Source organism: Sediminibacterium sp. (genome assembly GCF_019264485.1).
In the GTDB taxonomy this organism is placed as follows: Bacteria; Bacteroidota; Bacteroidia; order Chitinophagales; family Chitinophagaceae; genus Sediminibacterium.
On record NZ_JAHVAA010000003.1, the window covers coordinates 54,362 to 70,329 of the forward strand.

The 15,968-nt window shown below is 40.1% G+C and carries 15 protein-coding genes; 10 read left to right on the forward strand and 5 right to left on the reverse strand.

Features of this window, described 5'->3' with window-relative positions; translation table 11 throughout:
- Nucleotides 1-34: 34 nt before the first annotated feature.
- From KXJ59_RS01120 to KXJ59_RS01130, 3 genes are read left to right on the forward strand one after another with little or no spacing between them, the layout of a single operon-like run.
- Entirely contained in the window at nucleotides 35-1,372 is a 1,338-nt protein-coding gene (locus KXJ59_RS01120) for a hypothetical protein (RefSeq protein ID WP_295200206.1), read from the forward strand.
- A gap of 19 nt (nucleotides 1,373-1,391) precedes the next feature.
- The gene (locus KXJ59_RS01125; RefSeq protein ID WP_295200209.1) at nucleotides 1,392-2,372 is read left to right on the forward strand and encodes a hypothetical protein; all 981 of its coding nucleotides are present in this window, start codon (nucleotides 1,392-1,394) and stop codon (nucleotides 2,370-2,372) included.
- A complete protein-coding gene (locus KXJ59_RS01130) occupies nucleotides 2,365-2,889 on the forward strand; it encodes a hypothetical protein (RefSeq protein ID WP_295200211.1) in 525 nt (174 codons plus the stop codon). The genes KXJ59_RS01125 and KXJ59_RS01130 overlap by 8 nt, the downstream gene beginning before the upstream one ends.
- On the opposite strand, the gene KXJ59_RS01135 is transcribed toward KXJ59_RS01130, so the two are convergent.
- Together KXJ59_RS01135 and KXJ59_RS01140 are read right to left on the reverse strand one after the other, a co-directional pair.
- Nucleotides 2,886-3,542 carry a hypothetical protein gene (locus KXJ59_RS01135; protein WP_295200212.1) on the reverse strand — a complete coding sequence of 219 codons (657 nt, stop codon included), beginning with the start codon at nucleotides 3,540-3,542 and terminating at the stop codon, nucleotides 2,886-2,888. The two genes, KXJ59_RS01130 and KXJ59_RS01135, sit on opposite strands and share 4 nt — an antisense overlap.
- Before the next feature lie 72 nt (nucleotides 3,543-3,614).
- Nucleotides 3,615-4,778, reverse strand: coding sequence for an aminotransferase class I/II-fold pyridoxal phosphate-dependent enzyme (locus KXJ59_RS01140; RefSeq protein ID WP_295200213.1), 1,164 nt, complete (start codon nucleotides 4,776-4,778; stop codon nucleotides 3,615-3,617).
- Nucleotides 4,779-4,875: 97 nt separating this feature from the next.
- Between KXJ59_RS01140 and metX the strand changes: the two genes are divergently transcribed.
- Genes metX through KXJ59_RS01155 form a run of 3 tightly spaced genes read left to right on the forward strand, consistent with a single transcriptional unit; the run spans nucleotide 4,876 to nucleotide 6,721 of the window.
- Nucleotides 4,876-5,919 carry a homoserine O-acetyltransferase gene (gene metX / locus KXJ59_RS01145; RefSeq protein WP_295200214.1) on the forward strand — a complete coding sequence of 348 codons (1,044 nt, stop codon included), beginning with the start codon at nucleotides 4,876-4,878 and terminating at the stop codon, nucleotides 5,917-5,919.
- Between the two features lie 27 nt (nucleotides 5,920-5,946).
- Complete coding sequence (locus tag KXJ59_RS01150; protein ID WP_295200217.1) at nucleotides 5,947-6,123, forward strand: DUF6728 family protein; 177 nt, start codon at nucleotides 5,947-5,949, stop codon at nucleotides 6,121-6,123.
- A 37-nt stretch (nucleotides 6,124-6,160) separates the two neighbouring features.
- Nucleotides 6,161-6,721 carry a hypothetical protein gene (locus tag KXJ59_RS01155; protein ID WP_295200219.1) on the forward strand — a complete coding sequence of 187 codons (561 nt, stop codon included), beginning with the start codon at nucleotides 6,161-6,163 and terminating at the stop codon, nucleotides 6,719-6,721.
- Nucleotides 6,722-6,726: 5 nt separating this feature from the next.
- Here KXJ59_RS01155 and lpxB read toward each other — a convergent pair whose 3' ends face one another.
- Complete coding sequence (lpxB, locus tag KXJ59_RS01160) at nucleotides 6,727-7,848, reverse strand: lipid-A-disaccharide synthase (protein WP_295200221.1); 1,122 nt, start codon at nucleotides 7,846-7,848, stop codon at nucleotides 6,727-6,729.
- Between the two features lie 212 nt (nucleotides 7,849-8,060).
- On the opposite strand from lpxB, the gene KXJ59_RS01165 reads away from it, so the two are divergent.
- Together KXJ59_RS01165 and KXJ59_RS01170 are read left to right on the forward strand one after the other, a co-directional pair.
- Nucleotides 8,061-8,423 carry a BlaI/MecI/CopY family transcriptional regulator gene (locus KXJ59_RS01165; protein ID WP_295200223.1) on the forward strand — a complete coding sequence of 121 codons (363 nt, stop codon included), beginning with the start codon at nucleotides 8,061-8,063 and terminating at the stop codon, nucleotides 8,421-8,423.
- A 4-nt stretch (nucleotides 8,424-8,427) separates the two neighbouring features.
- On the forward strand, nucleotides 8,428-11,328 hold the full coding sequence (locus KXJ59_RS01170; RefSeq protein WP_295200225.1) for a M56/M15 family metallopeptidase: 2,901 nt from the start codon (nucleotides 8,428-8,430) through the stop codon (nucleotides 11,326-11,328).
- 60 nt (nucleotides 11,329-11,388) lie between these two features.
- Here the strand turns inward: KXJ59_RS01170 and KXJ59_RS01175 are convergent, their stop codons facing one another.
- Together KXJ59_RS01175 and surE are read right to left on the reverse strand one after the other, a co-directional pair.
- A complete protein-coding gene (locus KXJ59_RS01175) occupies nucleotides 11,389-11,682 on the reverse strand; it encodes a hypothetical protein (protein WP_295200227.1) in 294 nt (97 codons plus the stop codon).
- A complete protein-coding gene (gene surE / locus KXJ59_RS01180; protein ID WP_295200230.1) occupies nucleotides 11,682-12,470 on the reverse strand; it encodes a 5'/3'-nucleotidase SurE in 789 nt (262 codons plus the stop codon). The genes KXJ59_RS01175 and surE overlap by 1 nt, the downstream gene beginning before the upstream one ends.
- Before the next feature lie 133 nt (nucleotides 12,471-12,603).
- Between surE and KXJ59_RS01185 the strand changes: the two genes are divergently transcribed.
- Complete coding sequence (locus KXJ59_RS01185) at nucleotides 12,604-13,359, forward strand: LexA family transcriptional regulator (RefSeq protein ID WP_295200232.1); 756 nt, start codon at nucleotides 12,604-12,606, stop codon at nucleotides 13,357-13,359.
- Nucleotides 13,360-13,467: 108 nt separating this feature from the next.
- The gene (locus KXJ59_RS01190; RefSeq protein ID WP_295200234.1) at nucleotides 13,468-15,930 is read left to right on the forward strand and encodes a DUF5916 domain-containing protein; all 2,463 of its coding nucleotides are present in this window, start codon (nucleotides 13,468-13,470) and stop codon (nucleotides 15,928-15,930) included.
- The last annotated feature ends 38 nt before the right edge of the window (nucleotides 15,931-15,968 follow it).

The window sequence follows — 15,968 nt, forward strand, 5'->3', positions numbered from 1 at the left end:
CCAGTAATTATTGAAAACGGTACAATTACTATTCATGCCGAGTAAATTATTGTTTCGTACTACTATAGTATCCCTCATACTTTGCTGGATATGTATTCACTCGAATGCACAGCAGGTAAACCCAAACCTCAAAGCAGGGTTGAAAGCCTATTATAATTCCAATAATGAACAGGCTTTGCAATATTTTAAAGCTGCAGGAGATGATCCGGAAGCACTCTGCTTACTGGCCAGAATGTATTACAGGGGCGATGGTGTAAAGGCAGATTATGTTACCGCCAAAACTTATGCAGAAAATGCTTTAAATAAAGGCAACGGAATGGGTAATATAATCCTGCATTTTATTTATGAAAGCGGAGATGCTAATATCAAAAAAGATAAAACACTCTCAGACCAATACCTTGAACGGGCATTACCTGCATTAAATCAACTCCGCCGGCAGATCATTCAGCAAATTGAGCGGGTATATGAAATTGAAGTAACAGACAGCAATAGTCTTCGTATGCAGGAACTTGAACCATCATTTTATTATGGGTTCGATAAAAATATATTTGATGTGAGAAGACTTACCTGGGCACAGGGAATAGCGTATGGTGCCATTGATGATAATGTTTTACTGAATGCAGCCTATATTCATATGTATGCTTATTTAATGGATAATAAGCGTATAGCTGCTGATAAAGTATTTACAGGAATTTCACTGTATTTCCTTGGTCATTATATTGGATATGTACAGTCTACTGTTGCTGTAGCCAACTACTTTTATGAAAGAAAAGGCTACAGAAGTGCGTCGGATTATTATGATAAGGCATATAAGAGAAATAATATCCGCTCTTTTCTTTCGGTAGTGAATTGTATGAAACAATTAAACGAGTCGAAGTATAAAATATTGGATACACTGAAAAGTGAAATGAGTAAGAAGAATGAAATCCTGCCTGAATGTATAGGCCTATTTGTAGAACAGGCAATTGATGATAAAGCTTTTTTTAGTGGGAAACAGATTTATGAATGGGCCATGGTTGGGTATAAATTGAAATCAACTATCTGTGCCTATTACCTGGGGTATATGTATGAAAAGGGATATTATGTTTTCCAGGATATGGATAAAGCCATCCGGTATTATGAGGAGGCAGGTAAATTAAGCACAACCAGTTATGGACCTTTCGAGGCGGCCAGACTCAAAATTACGATGAAGAAAGCAGATTCAACTGCTTCCTGGCAATTGATCCGTAATGCAGCAGCAGCAGGTAATGAAAGAGCCAGAGTATATAATATTGATCTTGCCAGATCGGTCGTTAATTTCAATTCGAATGGATTGATGGGAACTATTAAACCCGTAGTTGATTTTTATCCGTATTCCCCTAATTTTATTTAAACGGGATCATGAGTTTCCGATGCGGTTTCAGGTGAATTATCAAAACAATAGTGGAAGTAATATTCAGGTGTTTCCAACGAAAGTATGGAACATTCCTCACGATTTGTATGCACCTTCTTCACCAAAAGGGGCAGGTGCTCAGGAACACGAAACATATATTATACCAGAGGAGATTGGTACTTTGTTTGGAAACCTGCCCATTGCATTTCGGACGAGAAATACCAATAATACTTTCAGAACAGTTCTTACTGTGAATGTACCCGTTGCAGTTGCTTTTTTGAGTCAGAATTATGAAAAAAACATTACCCTTAATGTATTGAGAGAAAGTAGTGCCAATAAAGTACAGGTAGACGATTTACTGAATCTACCCGCGCTTGATGATGCTGGTAATTATTTTGCTTCAAAAGCGGAAACACCACGTACTAACCTGCAAATCACCAAACAGCTAAATCAGTATGAAATAGCCAACTGGATGAAAATACAATTACCCGCCTACCTGGGAATCAATGAATATAAAAGCCAGCTCATCAACCTGAATAATAAACAGTTTGCTCACAGTTCTCAGCAATATGGTGTAGCTGTGTCTAAAATTTCTTCCAGTAACATCTATAATTATACTAACAACTTCGAAAAAATGCTGGATAATGATGACTCATTGAAGTTGACCATCAGAAAATTTTTATTTTCTGATAATACCATTAAAACTGATCAACCCTATATACAAATCAGACAAACAAATTCAAGTAAAACCTCCAGAGGAGATCAATACAGGCATGTAGCTGCAATGATACGCTTTGGGAAGGCCGATCTGATTAATGAGTTCAAATATTGTAATATCGTCTTACTGCAATCTGAAGCCAGCTACTATATGATCCTGCTGCAAAGATCATCTTATCCGAAGCCCTTAAATGAAAATAGTGCAAGCCTGAGTACTGCAGAAGAAAATGCTTTATATGAGCAGATGAAAGTGATCATACAAAATATTGAATGCTATGAGTAAACATGCCCGTCGAGTGAGGTATTTTATACTGCCTCTGCTGCTTGTATTATTCAATACACAAACTTTGCATGCACAAAAACAGGAACTGAGTAATATACCAGGGAGAATAAATGGTAAAAAACAGGTTTTTACAGAGGTGGTTGCAAAAATGGATAAATTTTCTCCTTTTTATTCAATTGCATTTTCATTCTATGTGGGAAGTAGTAGTGACGAAGACTATGATGGCATACGTCCTTATTTGTATTTTATTTTCAGAAGTTCAAAAAGACAGTTCTTAAATAAATTGCCCTGGCCACAGACCTATTCCAAATTCCTGTTTTTAACAGCTGATCATATGGGTATTGGTCAGGGAATTGCATATTATGATGAAAATGCAAAGCGGGATATTCAACTGGTTATTGAAAAAATCGAGAAAAGAAGCGATGGCGCCAATATCATTGTAGGAACCATTGACTATAAAATGAATAACGATAATCAACTGAAAGGTCCGTTCAGGGCTGTTCTCAGTGCTTATTAATCAAAGAAGTCAATCGTATTATTGTATTTGATATCCCTTATAGCCGACCATTCATAAATACTGGCCAGCCTTTTCCATTCACCCTCGATCTTTTCGTAAATCCAGAAAGTACCTTCTTTTGAGAAAATACTGCTTTTACCGAGATAGAAAAAACAGAGTGTATTGTTGCGGAGAAAAAAAGGAGCAGTAAAATGCTGTACTTCCATACAGATTTTCTGCTGTGGTTTTGCTTTGCTGTTATCTGTTTTGGTGAGCAGTGGTTCAACTGAATTCAATGGAATCATATAAGCAAAAGGAAACATTTTAGCCGGCCAGCTTATTTTTTTTACAGCATCTAACTGGCTCACTATATAACGTCTCTCTTCCAGTGTAAACCGGGTTTTTCTTTTTACATACACAGCCTGATCGGGGTCCCATTCCTTGAATTCTTTGTCTGATAAAAAAGCCTGTTTTACTTTATTGATAATATTGGTATCTACCCTGTCTGAATAAAAAAAAGTATCACATTCCTGGTAAGCAAAGGGGCGGTCATTAAACCAATTACTGTAAATATCCCTGATCAGCGATGCCGACGACGAACTCTCCTGAGCCCTTAGCTGAAGAGAAATAATAAGAATCGCCAATAAAAAAATGGATCGTTTATACAACCGCATGCAATGAGATTACAGAATCCTTAAAGATATTCAGGATTTGAATACGAAATACAGACGAAGATTAGAAGCTGGTTAAAGCAGTGCCTGTAAGATATCCGCCAGTATATCATCTTTATGCTCCAGTCCTACAGAAATACGGATAAGTCCGGGTGTAATATTAACGGCTTGTCTTTCCTCTTCTGTAAGTTTGGCATGCGTGGTGCTTGCAGGGTGCGAGGCAATACTTCTCGTATCTCCGAGGTTGGCGGTAAGAGAAAGCATTTTCAGTTTATTCAAAAAATTCCTGCCAGCTTCCAATCCTCCCTTTAATTCAAAACATACAATGCCACCTCCGTTTTGCATCTGTTTTTGTGCAATGGTGAACTGCGGATGCGATTTTAGGTATGGGTATTTCAGCCAACTAATAGCAGCATGTCCTTCCAGTGCCGAAGCTATATGCAAGGCGTTGGCTGCATGCCGTTCCATTCTTACATCGAGGGTCTCAAGGCTTTTGCTCAGTACCCAAGCATTAAAAGGAGATAAAGCAGGCCCTGTACTTCTGCAGAACAGGTAAATATCTTTAATAAGTTCTTTTTTTCCTACCACCACACCACCCAATACCCGGCCCTGTCCGTCAAGCCATTTGGTAGCAGAATGCACCACCAGATCGGCGCCGTATTCAATGGGTTGCTGGTTAACAGGTGTGGCAAAACAATTGTCGACGTTCAGGATAATACCATGTTTTCGAGACAGTTTTCCAATCATCTCCAGATCCAGCAAATCAAGCCCCGGATTGGTAGGTGTTTCCAGGTAAATCATTTTGGTATTGGGTTGAATAGCAGTTTCCCAGGCAGCAGCGTCTGCTGTTGCAGGTACATACGAATATTCAATGCCATATTTCGGCAGGTATTTGGAAATGACGGTATGGGTACTGCCAAATATGGAATTGCAGGACAACAGGTGATCGCCCTGTTTCATCAACGCCATAAAAGAACCAAAAACGGCGCTCATTCCCGAAGCAGTGGCATAACCGGCTTCAGCACCCTCCAGCTCACATACCCTGTCTACAAATTCCTGCACATTCGGATTGCTGAAACGGCTGTAAATATTGTCATCTGTTTCATCTGCAAAGGCCGCACGCATCGATTCTGCATCCTCAAAACAAAAACTGCTGGTAAGGAACAGAGGGGAAGAATGTTCCATTTCACTGGTTCTGTTGACCTGGGTACGGATGGCACGGGTAATTTTATCGGACATGATGAAGATTTGAAGATGTCGAATCCCTGATGGCTGATTTGCCTTTTCAAAGATTTTTACAAATGTAATTCACTCCTGCCCTTATTTTGCTGTTGAAATGAGGAATAATCAGTTGAAATATTTTGAATACAAACAGGTGTTTGCATTAGAATCGGGTTTGTCGCTGCCCGCCCTCACCATTGCTTATCATACCTATGGTGAGTGGAAAGGAAGCGAATCGAAAGTGGTTTGGGTTTGCCATGCATTAACAGCCAGTGCAGATTGTGCCGATTGGTGGAAAGGGTTGATAGGAGAGGATTCACTGATTAATCCTGATGATTATTTTATTGTTTGTGCCAATATACTGGGGTCCTGTTATGGTACAACGGGCCCGTTAAGCAAGAACCCGATAACAGACACACCCTATTTTTCAACCTTCCCCAATATCACCATTCGCGATATGGTACAGGCACATATACTGCTGCGCGAACATCTGGGTATCAAAAAAATCAGTTTACTGATGGGTGGAAGTATGGGCGGTTACCAGGCACTCGAATGGGCGCTCATGGAACCTTTCGTTATTCAACGTTTATTTTTAATTGCTACATCGCCATCGGAGAGTGCCTGGGGAGTTGCGGTACATACTGCACAAAGATTGGCCATTGAAGCAGACGATAGCTGGAAAGATGCAAATGAGAAAGCCGGTGCTAAAGGTTTAAAAGCGGCACGCGCCATTGGCATGCTCACCTATCGGAATTATGGAATTTTTCAACAGGCACAAACCGATCCTGATCCGGAGAAAATCGATGATTTTCGCGCCGCTTCTTATATAAACTATCAGGGAGAAAAACTGGTGAACCGCTTCAATGCCTATTCATACTGGTTACTTACCAAATCGATGGACAGTCACCACCTTGGGCGGGGAAGGGGAGGTAATCTGATTGAAACACTGAACCTGGTACAGCAACCCGTATTAATTATTGGTATTGACAGTGATATTCTCTGTCCTTTAGACGAACAGCGGTTTATGCAGGAACACCTGCCTAATGCTACACTGATAGAAATAGGGTCAACCTATGGGCATGATGGGTTTATTATTGAAACCAGGCAGATTACCCGGCACCTGGGACCCTGGCTTGAACAGAACCAAACTGGCGGATAACTGTTATTTTTGTATAAATGGATTTTTATGGGCATCCTCAGACAATTAGCAGAATACCTCTACATTAAAAAGAAAGACCCCGATCAGCCACGTACACAGTGGATGAAATATATGCATGGCATGAACCGCATTTCGTTGATCATGTTTATGGCAGCGTTACTGATTATTATTTTTAAACTGGTGATACTACCCATGTTCCGATAAAATTTGTCCCCTCTATGTATTTGCATAAATTACATAGATGAAAATCGGGGTATCTATTGTCGTTTTACTTTGTGCTGTTTGTATGCATTCTGTTCATGCACAGGTAGCAGATACATTGTTATGGCAACCTGAACGAACGTTGAATTGGATGGATTATAAAGGGGTGCCAGATCAGCAATCACATTATACAGCGCTTACACATGCAGAAATAAGGTATCAGGTATCCATGCAGCGCTCTTTTGCAAAATTTGATTTCGCAACCCTTTTTCTCAAAAAAACTTCCTGGACCAAACATACCCGGGACCCGCTTCTATTGAAACACGAGCAGGTTCATTTTAATATTGCGGAGCTACATAAAAGAGTATTCATTGAAATACTATATACCCGGCATCTCTCCTATACAGGGTTTGAAACAGAAGTGAAAAGACTGGGCGATTCTGTAAATGTGGCCAGACACCGGATGGATGATGCATTTGATGCAGATGTATCGAATATGCGTGATAATATGAAAATCAATAAATGGTACAGGCAGATCGAAGAAATGTTGAATCGGTTAAAAGCCTATGACCGAAACAGTATTCTCATTGCGTTGAAATAAACGTTCTATTTTTTTATCAGGCTGATCACCTGTTGCGCCGCTAAAGAAGATGCGTTTCCACTCTCCGATAAACGCTCCCATAAAACAGCATAATCAGACATTATTTGTTGCCGGTGTTGTTTATTCTCCAGAATAAGATGTAACTCGTGTACCAGGTTCTTTGTATTCAGTTCCTGTTGTATCAGTTCCTTCACCACCAGTTTATCCATGATCAGGTTGACTAATGAAATATATTTTATACTGATTAATCGTTTGGCAATCTGGTAGCTGATATTACTTCCTTTGTAACACACGATCTCAGGCACTTTCAAAAGTGCTGTTTCCAAAGTAGCGGTTCCGCTTGTTACCAATGCTGCATCAGACTGCATCAGAAGCTCATAAGTCTGGTTACTCACACTGCTTACATTGGGTGCTGATGCTAAAAAAGGCTGATAAAATGCATCATCCAGACCCGGTGCTTTGGCCACCACAAAATGGTAATCCGGAAAAAGCGGAGCCACGCTCAGCATAATGGGTAATTTTTTACTGATCTCCTGCTTACGGCTGCCTGGTAGTAACGCAATAATGGCTTTATGATGATCACCTGCTTCTTGTTTCTTGTTGCCTGATTCTTTTATTTTCCTGTCTATCACTTCTACCAGTGGATGACCAACATATTCTACATTCCAGTTCCATTTGGTTTTGTAATAATCTTTTTCAAAGGGAAGTATGCAAAGCATTTTATCGATGCATTGTTTCATTTTCTTCACCCTGTTTTCTTTCCAGGCCCAAACCTGGGGTGAAATATAATAAGCTACTTTAAATCCTTGCTTTTTGGCCCATTCAGCGATACGCAGGTTAAATCCGGGATAATCAATTAACACTAAAACATTGGGTTGCCAGTTTTGTATATCAGCTTTGCAGTATCTGATATTGCGAAGAATGACAGGTAAATTTTTCACTACTTCGGCAAAACCCATAAAAGCCAGATCGCGGAAGTGTTTAACCAGTGTACCACCTGCAGCTTCCATTAAATCGCCACCCCAGCAGCGTATATCCGCTTCAGGGTCCTGTTGTTTCAATGCTTTAATAAGGTTGCTGCCGTGCAGGTCACCGCTGGCTTCACCTGATATGAGGTAGTATTTCATAGTGAATGGTGAGTAATGAGTAGTCAGTAGTGAATAGCAAGGAGTATTCCACTCACTATTCACTACCGACTACTCACTAAAAATCCCCCGCAAAATACACCCATCCAAACGCTTTCAAGAGAATAGCGAACTTTTTTTCAGAATAACTAAAAAAATAGTTGTAAAACTAAAAAATTAGTTTTAGGTTTGTTCTGAGTTTAAATCATCCCCCCATGAAGCCATTAACAAAAGCCGAAGAACAGATCATGCACAGCATCTGGAAACTGGGTGAAGCATTTTTAAAAGACATACTCGAACAGCAGCCTGAACCCAAGCCACATTCCAATACAGTGGCCACTATTTTAAAAATATTGGTAGACAAAGGATTTGTGGGTATTACACCAATTGGAAGGATGCACCGTTATTATCCCCTGGTATCAAAAGAAGAATATTCATCGAGCAGTATCCGCAACCTGGTAGAGGGCTATTTTGAAGGATCGTTCAGTGAAGCAGTGACTTTTATGGTAAAACAGAAAGATATCAGTGTGCGTGAGCTGGAATTATTGTTACAGGAAATTAAAAACGCCAAAAAATAAACGCATGCTGAGTACTGCTTATTATTTTCTGCAGGTGATACTTTGTAGTGCCATTATGATGGGGTATTACTGGATCGCTTTGCGAAACAAAAAGTTTCATCAGTATAATCGTTTTTACCTGCTGGCCGTGGCTTTGTTTTCGTGGACAGTTCCGCTGATTAAAATTCAATGGGTAACTGCATATGCGAACCAGCAACAGGTAATTCGTTTTTTATCGGTAGTGGCCGATAATAATTCCGAGATAGAAGCAGTGATTGGCAGCAAAGGCTTTCACTGGAGCATGGAGAGAATTATGAGTGTTGTTTATGTATTGGTGGCCACCTGTTTACTGGCTGCTTTAATCAGTGCTTTTTACAGGATTTATCAGTTACTCAAAACACATTCCTGTAAAAAAGTAGGAGAGGTATTCCTTATCATCACCCAGGCAAAGGGGACGCCCTTTTCCTTTTTCCGGTATATTTTCTGGAATGAAGAGATCGATATCCGAAGCGCATCGGGTAAACAGATCCTTCAACATGAGCTGACGCATGTACAACAGAAACACTCTGTTGATAAACTGCTGATTCAGGTTATGTTGATTCCCGGATGGCTCAATCCATTTTTCTGGTTACTCAAAAAAGAAATGGACATGATTCATGAATTCATTGCAGATAAAAAAGCGGTACAGGATGGTGACACGGCTGCATTGGCGCAAATGCTGTTAACGGCAGTTTATCCGAAACATCATTTCGAGCTAACGCACCCGTTCTTTTTTTCACCCATAAAAAGGAGGTTGCAAATGTTAACCAATCATAAAAACCCAAGATTCAGTTATATCCGTCGTCTGGTTATATTACCCTTGCTGGCGGTTGTAATCGTATTGTTTGCCTTTCGTAACAAAGAATACAGGGCTAAACATCCTATTTCTGTCAAAAATGTACTGGAAAGTGTAATTAACGATGTAAATACATCACAACAATCGGGCGTTACTATAAAAGATATTGATCTCGAAGATTTGGCCCCGATGAAACTCAGTAAAACCTATCGTATCGTTATCAATCCGGGTCATGGTGGAGAAGATGTTGGGGCAAGAGCTGTTGATGGAACAACAGAATCTGCACTAACACTTCAATTGGCAAAAATGCTGAAAGAGAAAAATACAAATCCGCAGTTAGAGATTGTTCTGACCCGAAATGCAGATGAATTTCACACAGTGGTGCAGGTAGCAGAAAAAACAAACGCTTTGTCTCCCGATTTGTTTATCTCACTACACATGAACAGCGCAGCAACTGTTCGCAGAAAAGGGGAAGCTCCAGTGAGTAATCCCGCAAAAGGAACTGAAATTTACCTGGCTGATAAAACAAAAACCTTTGATTACAATAAAAGTTATCAGCTGGCCAACTGGATGGGTAATTTTCTAACCCAGGCAGGCACTTCATTTCAGGGAATAAAAAGCAGGAATAAGGGTATCTATGTTTTGCAAACAATTAAGTGCCCTTCGGTATTATTGGAAGCAGGCTATATGACCAATAAGGACGAGGCTTTACTCCTTAAAAGCGAAGCATACCAGGCAAAAATAGCCATGGCTATTTTACATGGTATTGAACAATACCTGGCAGCTGTTGAAGGAAAAACAGCTGATACAAACGGGGAACCGTCAAGCAAAACAAATCCTTCATTTGAGTTCGGTGCAAAAACGGCAGTAGTGATGAATGATAAAGCAGGTAATATTCAATCGATAAAACTGGAGGGAAATCCCTATTTCAAATTCCCTGAACAATACCAGTCGATGGATGGCTTATTATATTTCCTGAATGGCGAGAAAATAAGCTATAATCAGTTGAATGATTTAGAACCTAATACAATCCAAAAGATTAATATCATTAAAGATCCGGCAGCATTAAAAATATTCACCGATGAAGATGTGAAGGGAGTGGTGTTGATTACTACCAAGCAGGCAGTAAACGTTAAAGCGCATAATGAAGATAATACAGAACGTAAAGAACCTGTTAATTACATAATTACGGTAGTAAATGATCGACCAATAATTAATGAAATAAAAGTATTGTATTTACATAATGATCTGCCGACGGTTGAAGGATATGACCTGAAAGATCCTGTTAAAAGAAGTGCGTTTGCGAAAAAATTTGCAGGTGAAAACGGCGTTGATAAAATAGTTAAGGATGCAGAGAATTATTATTCTGGAATAAAGGGTATAAAAAATACTAAACCAGCTGTATTATCAATGCAGGTTGAATATCCAGCCGATTTTCCGGGAGGGGAACTCGCTTGGCAAAAATACCTGGTAAAAAACCTGAATAGAGATATACCGGTTGAGAAAGGGGCTGGTCCGGGTACTTATGTAGTAAAAGTAACTTTCGTAGTTGAGCCAACTGGGATTATCAAAGATGTGAAAGTAAAACAAGATCCTGGTTTTGGTACTGCTGCTGAAGTAGTAAGAATTATTACCAAAGGTCCGAACTGGCGCCCAGCACTCTATAAACAAAAGGCTGTAGCTTCGCTAATAGAGAAAAAAGTTACGTTTGTTATTTCTGATGAAAGTGATGAACCAGTACAAAAAGAGCAGGTAAAAGATGTTGTTCTTGAAACTGTTTATGTTGATCCGCAAATTCCACCTTCTTTCCCCGGGGGATTAGCTGCCTGGGCAAAATATCTTGAAAGAAACCTGGATGCTAATCTTGTCAAGAAAAAAGGTGGCCCTCCCGGAAAGTACACCGTTGTTCTGAATTTTGTAGTGGATGAAAATGGAAAGATCAGTAATGTTAGATCAAATAATCCGGGCTACGGTACAAGGGAAGAAGCAGTTCGAATAATTGAAAAAGGGCCTAACTGGAAACCTGCTATCAATAAAGGAAAGCCAGTTAAGGCAGAGCACAAACTAAGTATCACATTTAATCATGCATAAATTTTAGCCACAGATTCACAGATTGCTTCTTACATCATCTGTGAATCTGTGGCTAAAAAATCATACAAACCATTTAAAAGACAGCGCTATCAATGCATAAATACAGGTAGCAATAAAAATACCCCTTGCTGTTTTATCTTTCTGTTGATTAATATAAATCGTGAATACCACAGCATTGGTAATTAACGAAAGGCTGATAATACCCGTTAGCATAGAAGGGTTTGACCGGATGATGTGTAAAAATTCCTGAAAACTGAATAACCTGAACTTTACCAGATAGTAGATAAAGAAGCCAAGTACAGGCGACAAGAACCCAAGTATCAGACCCAGTCGGAGATTATCCTTTTTAAGCATCAGAATTTCCATTTGGTTTCGAGTTGCTGTTTCAGTTTGTAATTGGTAAGGTCAAACTGAACAGGCACCACGCTTACATAATTATTTTTGAGGGCCCATACATCGGTATCTTTTCCTTTGTCGAAATTTACAAACTCGCCTGTGAGCCAGTAATATTTTTTACCATGCGGATCTTTTCTTTCATCAAACTCTTCTTCATATTTGGCATAAGCCTGTCTGCATATTTTAATTCCCTTGATCAGCTTTTCCTGAACAGCCGGAATATTTACATTCAGACATAAATGTTTGTCGAGGCTTTTACCACTCAATAATTTCTGGACAATAACTCTGGCATATTTACCCGCGGCGCTAAAATCGGCATCAATACTAAGATCGAGTAAACTGAAACCAATGCTGGGAATACTTTCAATAGATGCTTCGAGTGCGGCCGACATGGTACCCGAATAAATTACATTGATGGAGTGATTGGCACCATGATTTACACCACTCACGCATAAGTCGGGCTTGCGGTGTAATATTTTATCTACTGCAATTTTCACACAATCAACCGGAGTACCGCTACAACTATAGGCTTCCACTCCTTCAAATACATTCGATTTCTGCAGACGTAATAATTGACCAATGGTAATGGCATGTCCCATTCCGCTCTGTGGTTTATCAGGAGCCACCACCACCACTTTACCCAGCCCTTTCACGGCTTCCACCAATGCACGTATACCCGGTGCATTGATCCCGTCATCATTGGTAACAAGAATAACGGGTTCTTTCTTTTTACTTGTTTTAGACATAGGTGCAAGATACTAACCCTCCCCGACATCGCTACCCTCCCCCAACCCCTCCCTGAAGGGAGGGCTTTGGGGAGGGGAAAATAATTTTGGTAAAACTAAAAAAATTAGTATTTTGCAACTAAATCAGTTAGCTATGTCAAATGCCGGAAAGAATTTACGCTACCTGCGCAAGCTTCGTGGCTGGACGCAGGAAGAGTTTGCCAACAAGCTCAAGATCAAAAGATCATTGGTAGGTGCCTATGAAGAAGAGCGTGCCGAACCAAGACTGGAAGTGGTAAAACAGATCTGCCAGATTTTTAAACTGAGTATGGAAGAGTTTCTATTGAAAGACCTCACTGCAGCTAAAACAGGAGGTTCATACCTGGAAAAGCGCCGCCAGTTAAAAATGGAAGTAACAGTGGCAGAAGTGAGTTTTGTACCCATAAAAGCCGCTGCCGGTTACCTGACAGGTTATGCTGATCCTGAATTCGTAGACGAACTGAATACATTTACCCTGCCTATGTTGTCGCCCGGCCAATACCGTGCTTTTGAAATTGTGGGCGACAGTATGTTACCTACACCCAGTGGCAGCGTTATTGTTGGTGAGAAAGTAGAAGACCTCGAAGATGTAAAGAATAGCAATACTTATGTGGTATTATCGAGAAGTGAAGGGGTAGTATACAAGCGTATTATGAAAAATAATCGCCTGAAAAATAAAATCACACTTATCAGCGATAATCCGCAATATGAACCATATAATGTAAGCTCGGAAGATGTGCTGGAAGTATGGAAAGCGGTATATATTCTTCAAAAGGCGAATGCCGGACCCCGTTGGGATGTAAATCAACTGGCAGGTATGGTAAATAACCTCCAGGAGCAGGTGAGTACACTAAAGAAAAAATTGAACTGATTCGATACTAAAACTGCCTGCCAGATTCAATCGGCAGGCAGTTTTTTATAACGCCGCTGGTACAATTTTGCCAGTCAGAGAAGGCCATTCCACTATTTTTGCGCCACCATGAATGCTATATATACACTGCTTGCTATTATTGGCTGCTTTTTTATTACCCATACCCAGGCACAGGAAAGAAGCCTGTCTGCATTAAAAATCAACAGTGCTATTAAAATTGATGGTCAGTTAGATGAAGCTGCCTGGAAAGAAGCTGTTGCTGCTGATAGTTTTATCCTCAATAGCCCGCAATTCGGTGTACCAGCCAGTCAACGTTCAATGGTGCGTGTTTTATATAATGACCAGGCTATTTATGTAGGGGCCTATTTGTATGATGACCCCAAACTGATCCGTAAGCAGCTTACCTCCAGAGATGGTGAACAAAGAAATGACATAGATTATTTCAGTGTATTCTTTGATACTTATAATGATGACCAGAATGGTTTTCAGTTTCTTGTTACGTCAAGAAATGTACAGTCAGATGGCCGCTTACTCCCCAATCTGAACTCACAATTTGGTCCGCCATCCGATTATACATGGGATGCGGTTTGGGAGAGCCGGGTTCAGATGCAGGAAGACGGATGGTCGGTTGAAATGAAAATTCCCTATTCAGCCCTGCGCTTCTCAAAAAAAGATATACAGGAATGGGGTATAAATTTTCAACGATACAGCAGGCGAAACAATGAGAGTTCATTCTGGAACAAAGTAGATCCTAATCAGAATGGTTTTGTAAACCAGTTCGGTAATATAAAAGGGATTAAAAATATCCTGCCACCGCTCCGTCTTTCTTTTCTCCCCTATGTTACTGCAGGTACAAGGGTTGTGCCCTATGCAACAGGAGAAAAGAAAACAGACTTCCTCCGTAATGGTGGTATGGATGTTAAATATGGAATCAATGAAAGTTTTACACTCGATGCTACACTGATACCAGATTTCGGTCAGGTAATTTCAGACAATGTGGTATTAAACCTGTCACCTTTTGAAGTACAGTTCCAGGAAAACAGACCCTTTTTTACTGAGGGAATAGAACTGTTTAATAAAGCCGGATTATTTTATTCAAGAAGGGTAGGCAGCACACCCGGTGGTTATAATTCGGTTCGGAATATGGTAAATAGCAACCCTAATCTGGCATTGATTTCAAACCCGGGTATAACGCAGTTATATAATGCATCAAAATTTTCAGGGAGAAATAAAAAGAAACTGGGTATTGGTGTATTTAATGCACTGGCGGCACCCATGCATGCAGTGGTGGAAGATAAAATAACAGGCATACAAACACAAATAGAAACAGAACCCCTAACCAACTATAATATTATTGTACTCGATCAGGCATTGGCCAATCGCTCCTCTCTTACTTTTACCAATACGAATGTATGGAGGAGCGGAGGAAGCAGAAATGCCAATGTAAGTTCTGCCGATATAAGTTTATTTGATAAAAATAACCGCCACAATTTTAAATGGAGTGGAAGGTACAGTCATATTACGGGGAAAGATAATTATAACGGGTTTACGCATGTATTGTCTTACGCAAAAGTGAGCGGTAAAGTACAATACCTGTTTCAGAATGTGGTTGAATCGGATCGGTATGATGCTAACGACCTTGGATTTTTACTCGCTCCCAATGAAGTAACTACAGTGGCCAGGCTTAGTTATAACCAGTTTACACCGACGAAAAAATTTCTCAGCTACAATTACAGCTTAACACTTACACCTACTTATCTCTATAAGCCATTTGCCTACTCCAATTTTATGATACAGGCCCGTGCTTTCTGGTTCTTCAAAAATTTCTGGGACCTGAGTATCAATTTTAACTGGCAACCCGACTGGCAACGTGATTATTTTGATTTGCGTACACCCGGACGTATGATTCGTAAAACACCTTACTGGTTTACGAGCGCCAGTGGAAGCAGCGATAGCAGGAAAAGATATTTTATCCGCTTCAATCTTGGTTTTGCAGAGTCACCGATACCGAACGACCCATATATAGTAACCACTATCGGACAGCGATACAGGTTTAATGAGCATTTCAGTCTGGATATGGAACTGCGTCGCGATATAGATAACGGACAATTTGGTTATGCTTATCGCGATTCAAATGGAGAACCAATTGCAGGGCGTAGAAAAATTACCAATTTTACTACGCTTATCAATGGTATTTACAATTTTACCCCAAGAATGAATCTTACGCTTCGTGGCCGTCATTACTGGAGTAAAGTTATTTACCAGAGTTTCTTTGATGTCTCTCCCGAAGGCTGGTTGATTCCAAAGCCTTATGTGAGTGGTAAGGATCAGAACTTTAATGCCTTCAACCTGGACATGTTTTATACCTGGGATTTTAAATATGGAAGCCGGTTTATCATTGGCTGGAAAAACTGGTTGGGAGCTGATTTTCCTATATCAGGAACTTCTCATAAAAATTATATGGGTAATCTCAGACAGGTATTTCAGCAACCTCATGGAAATGAAATTACTTTCCGCCTCATCTATTTTATTGATTACCTGAGCCTGCAAAAAAGAAGAAAAGAAATCTAAATCTTGGCCGGGATTTAAACCCCGGGCAAGATTTAGAT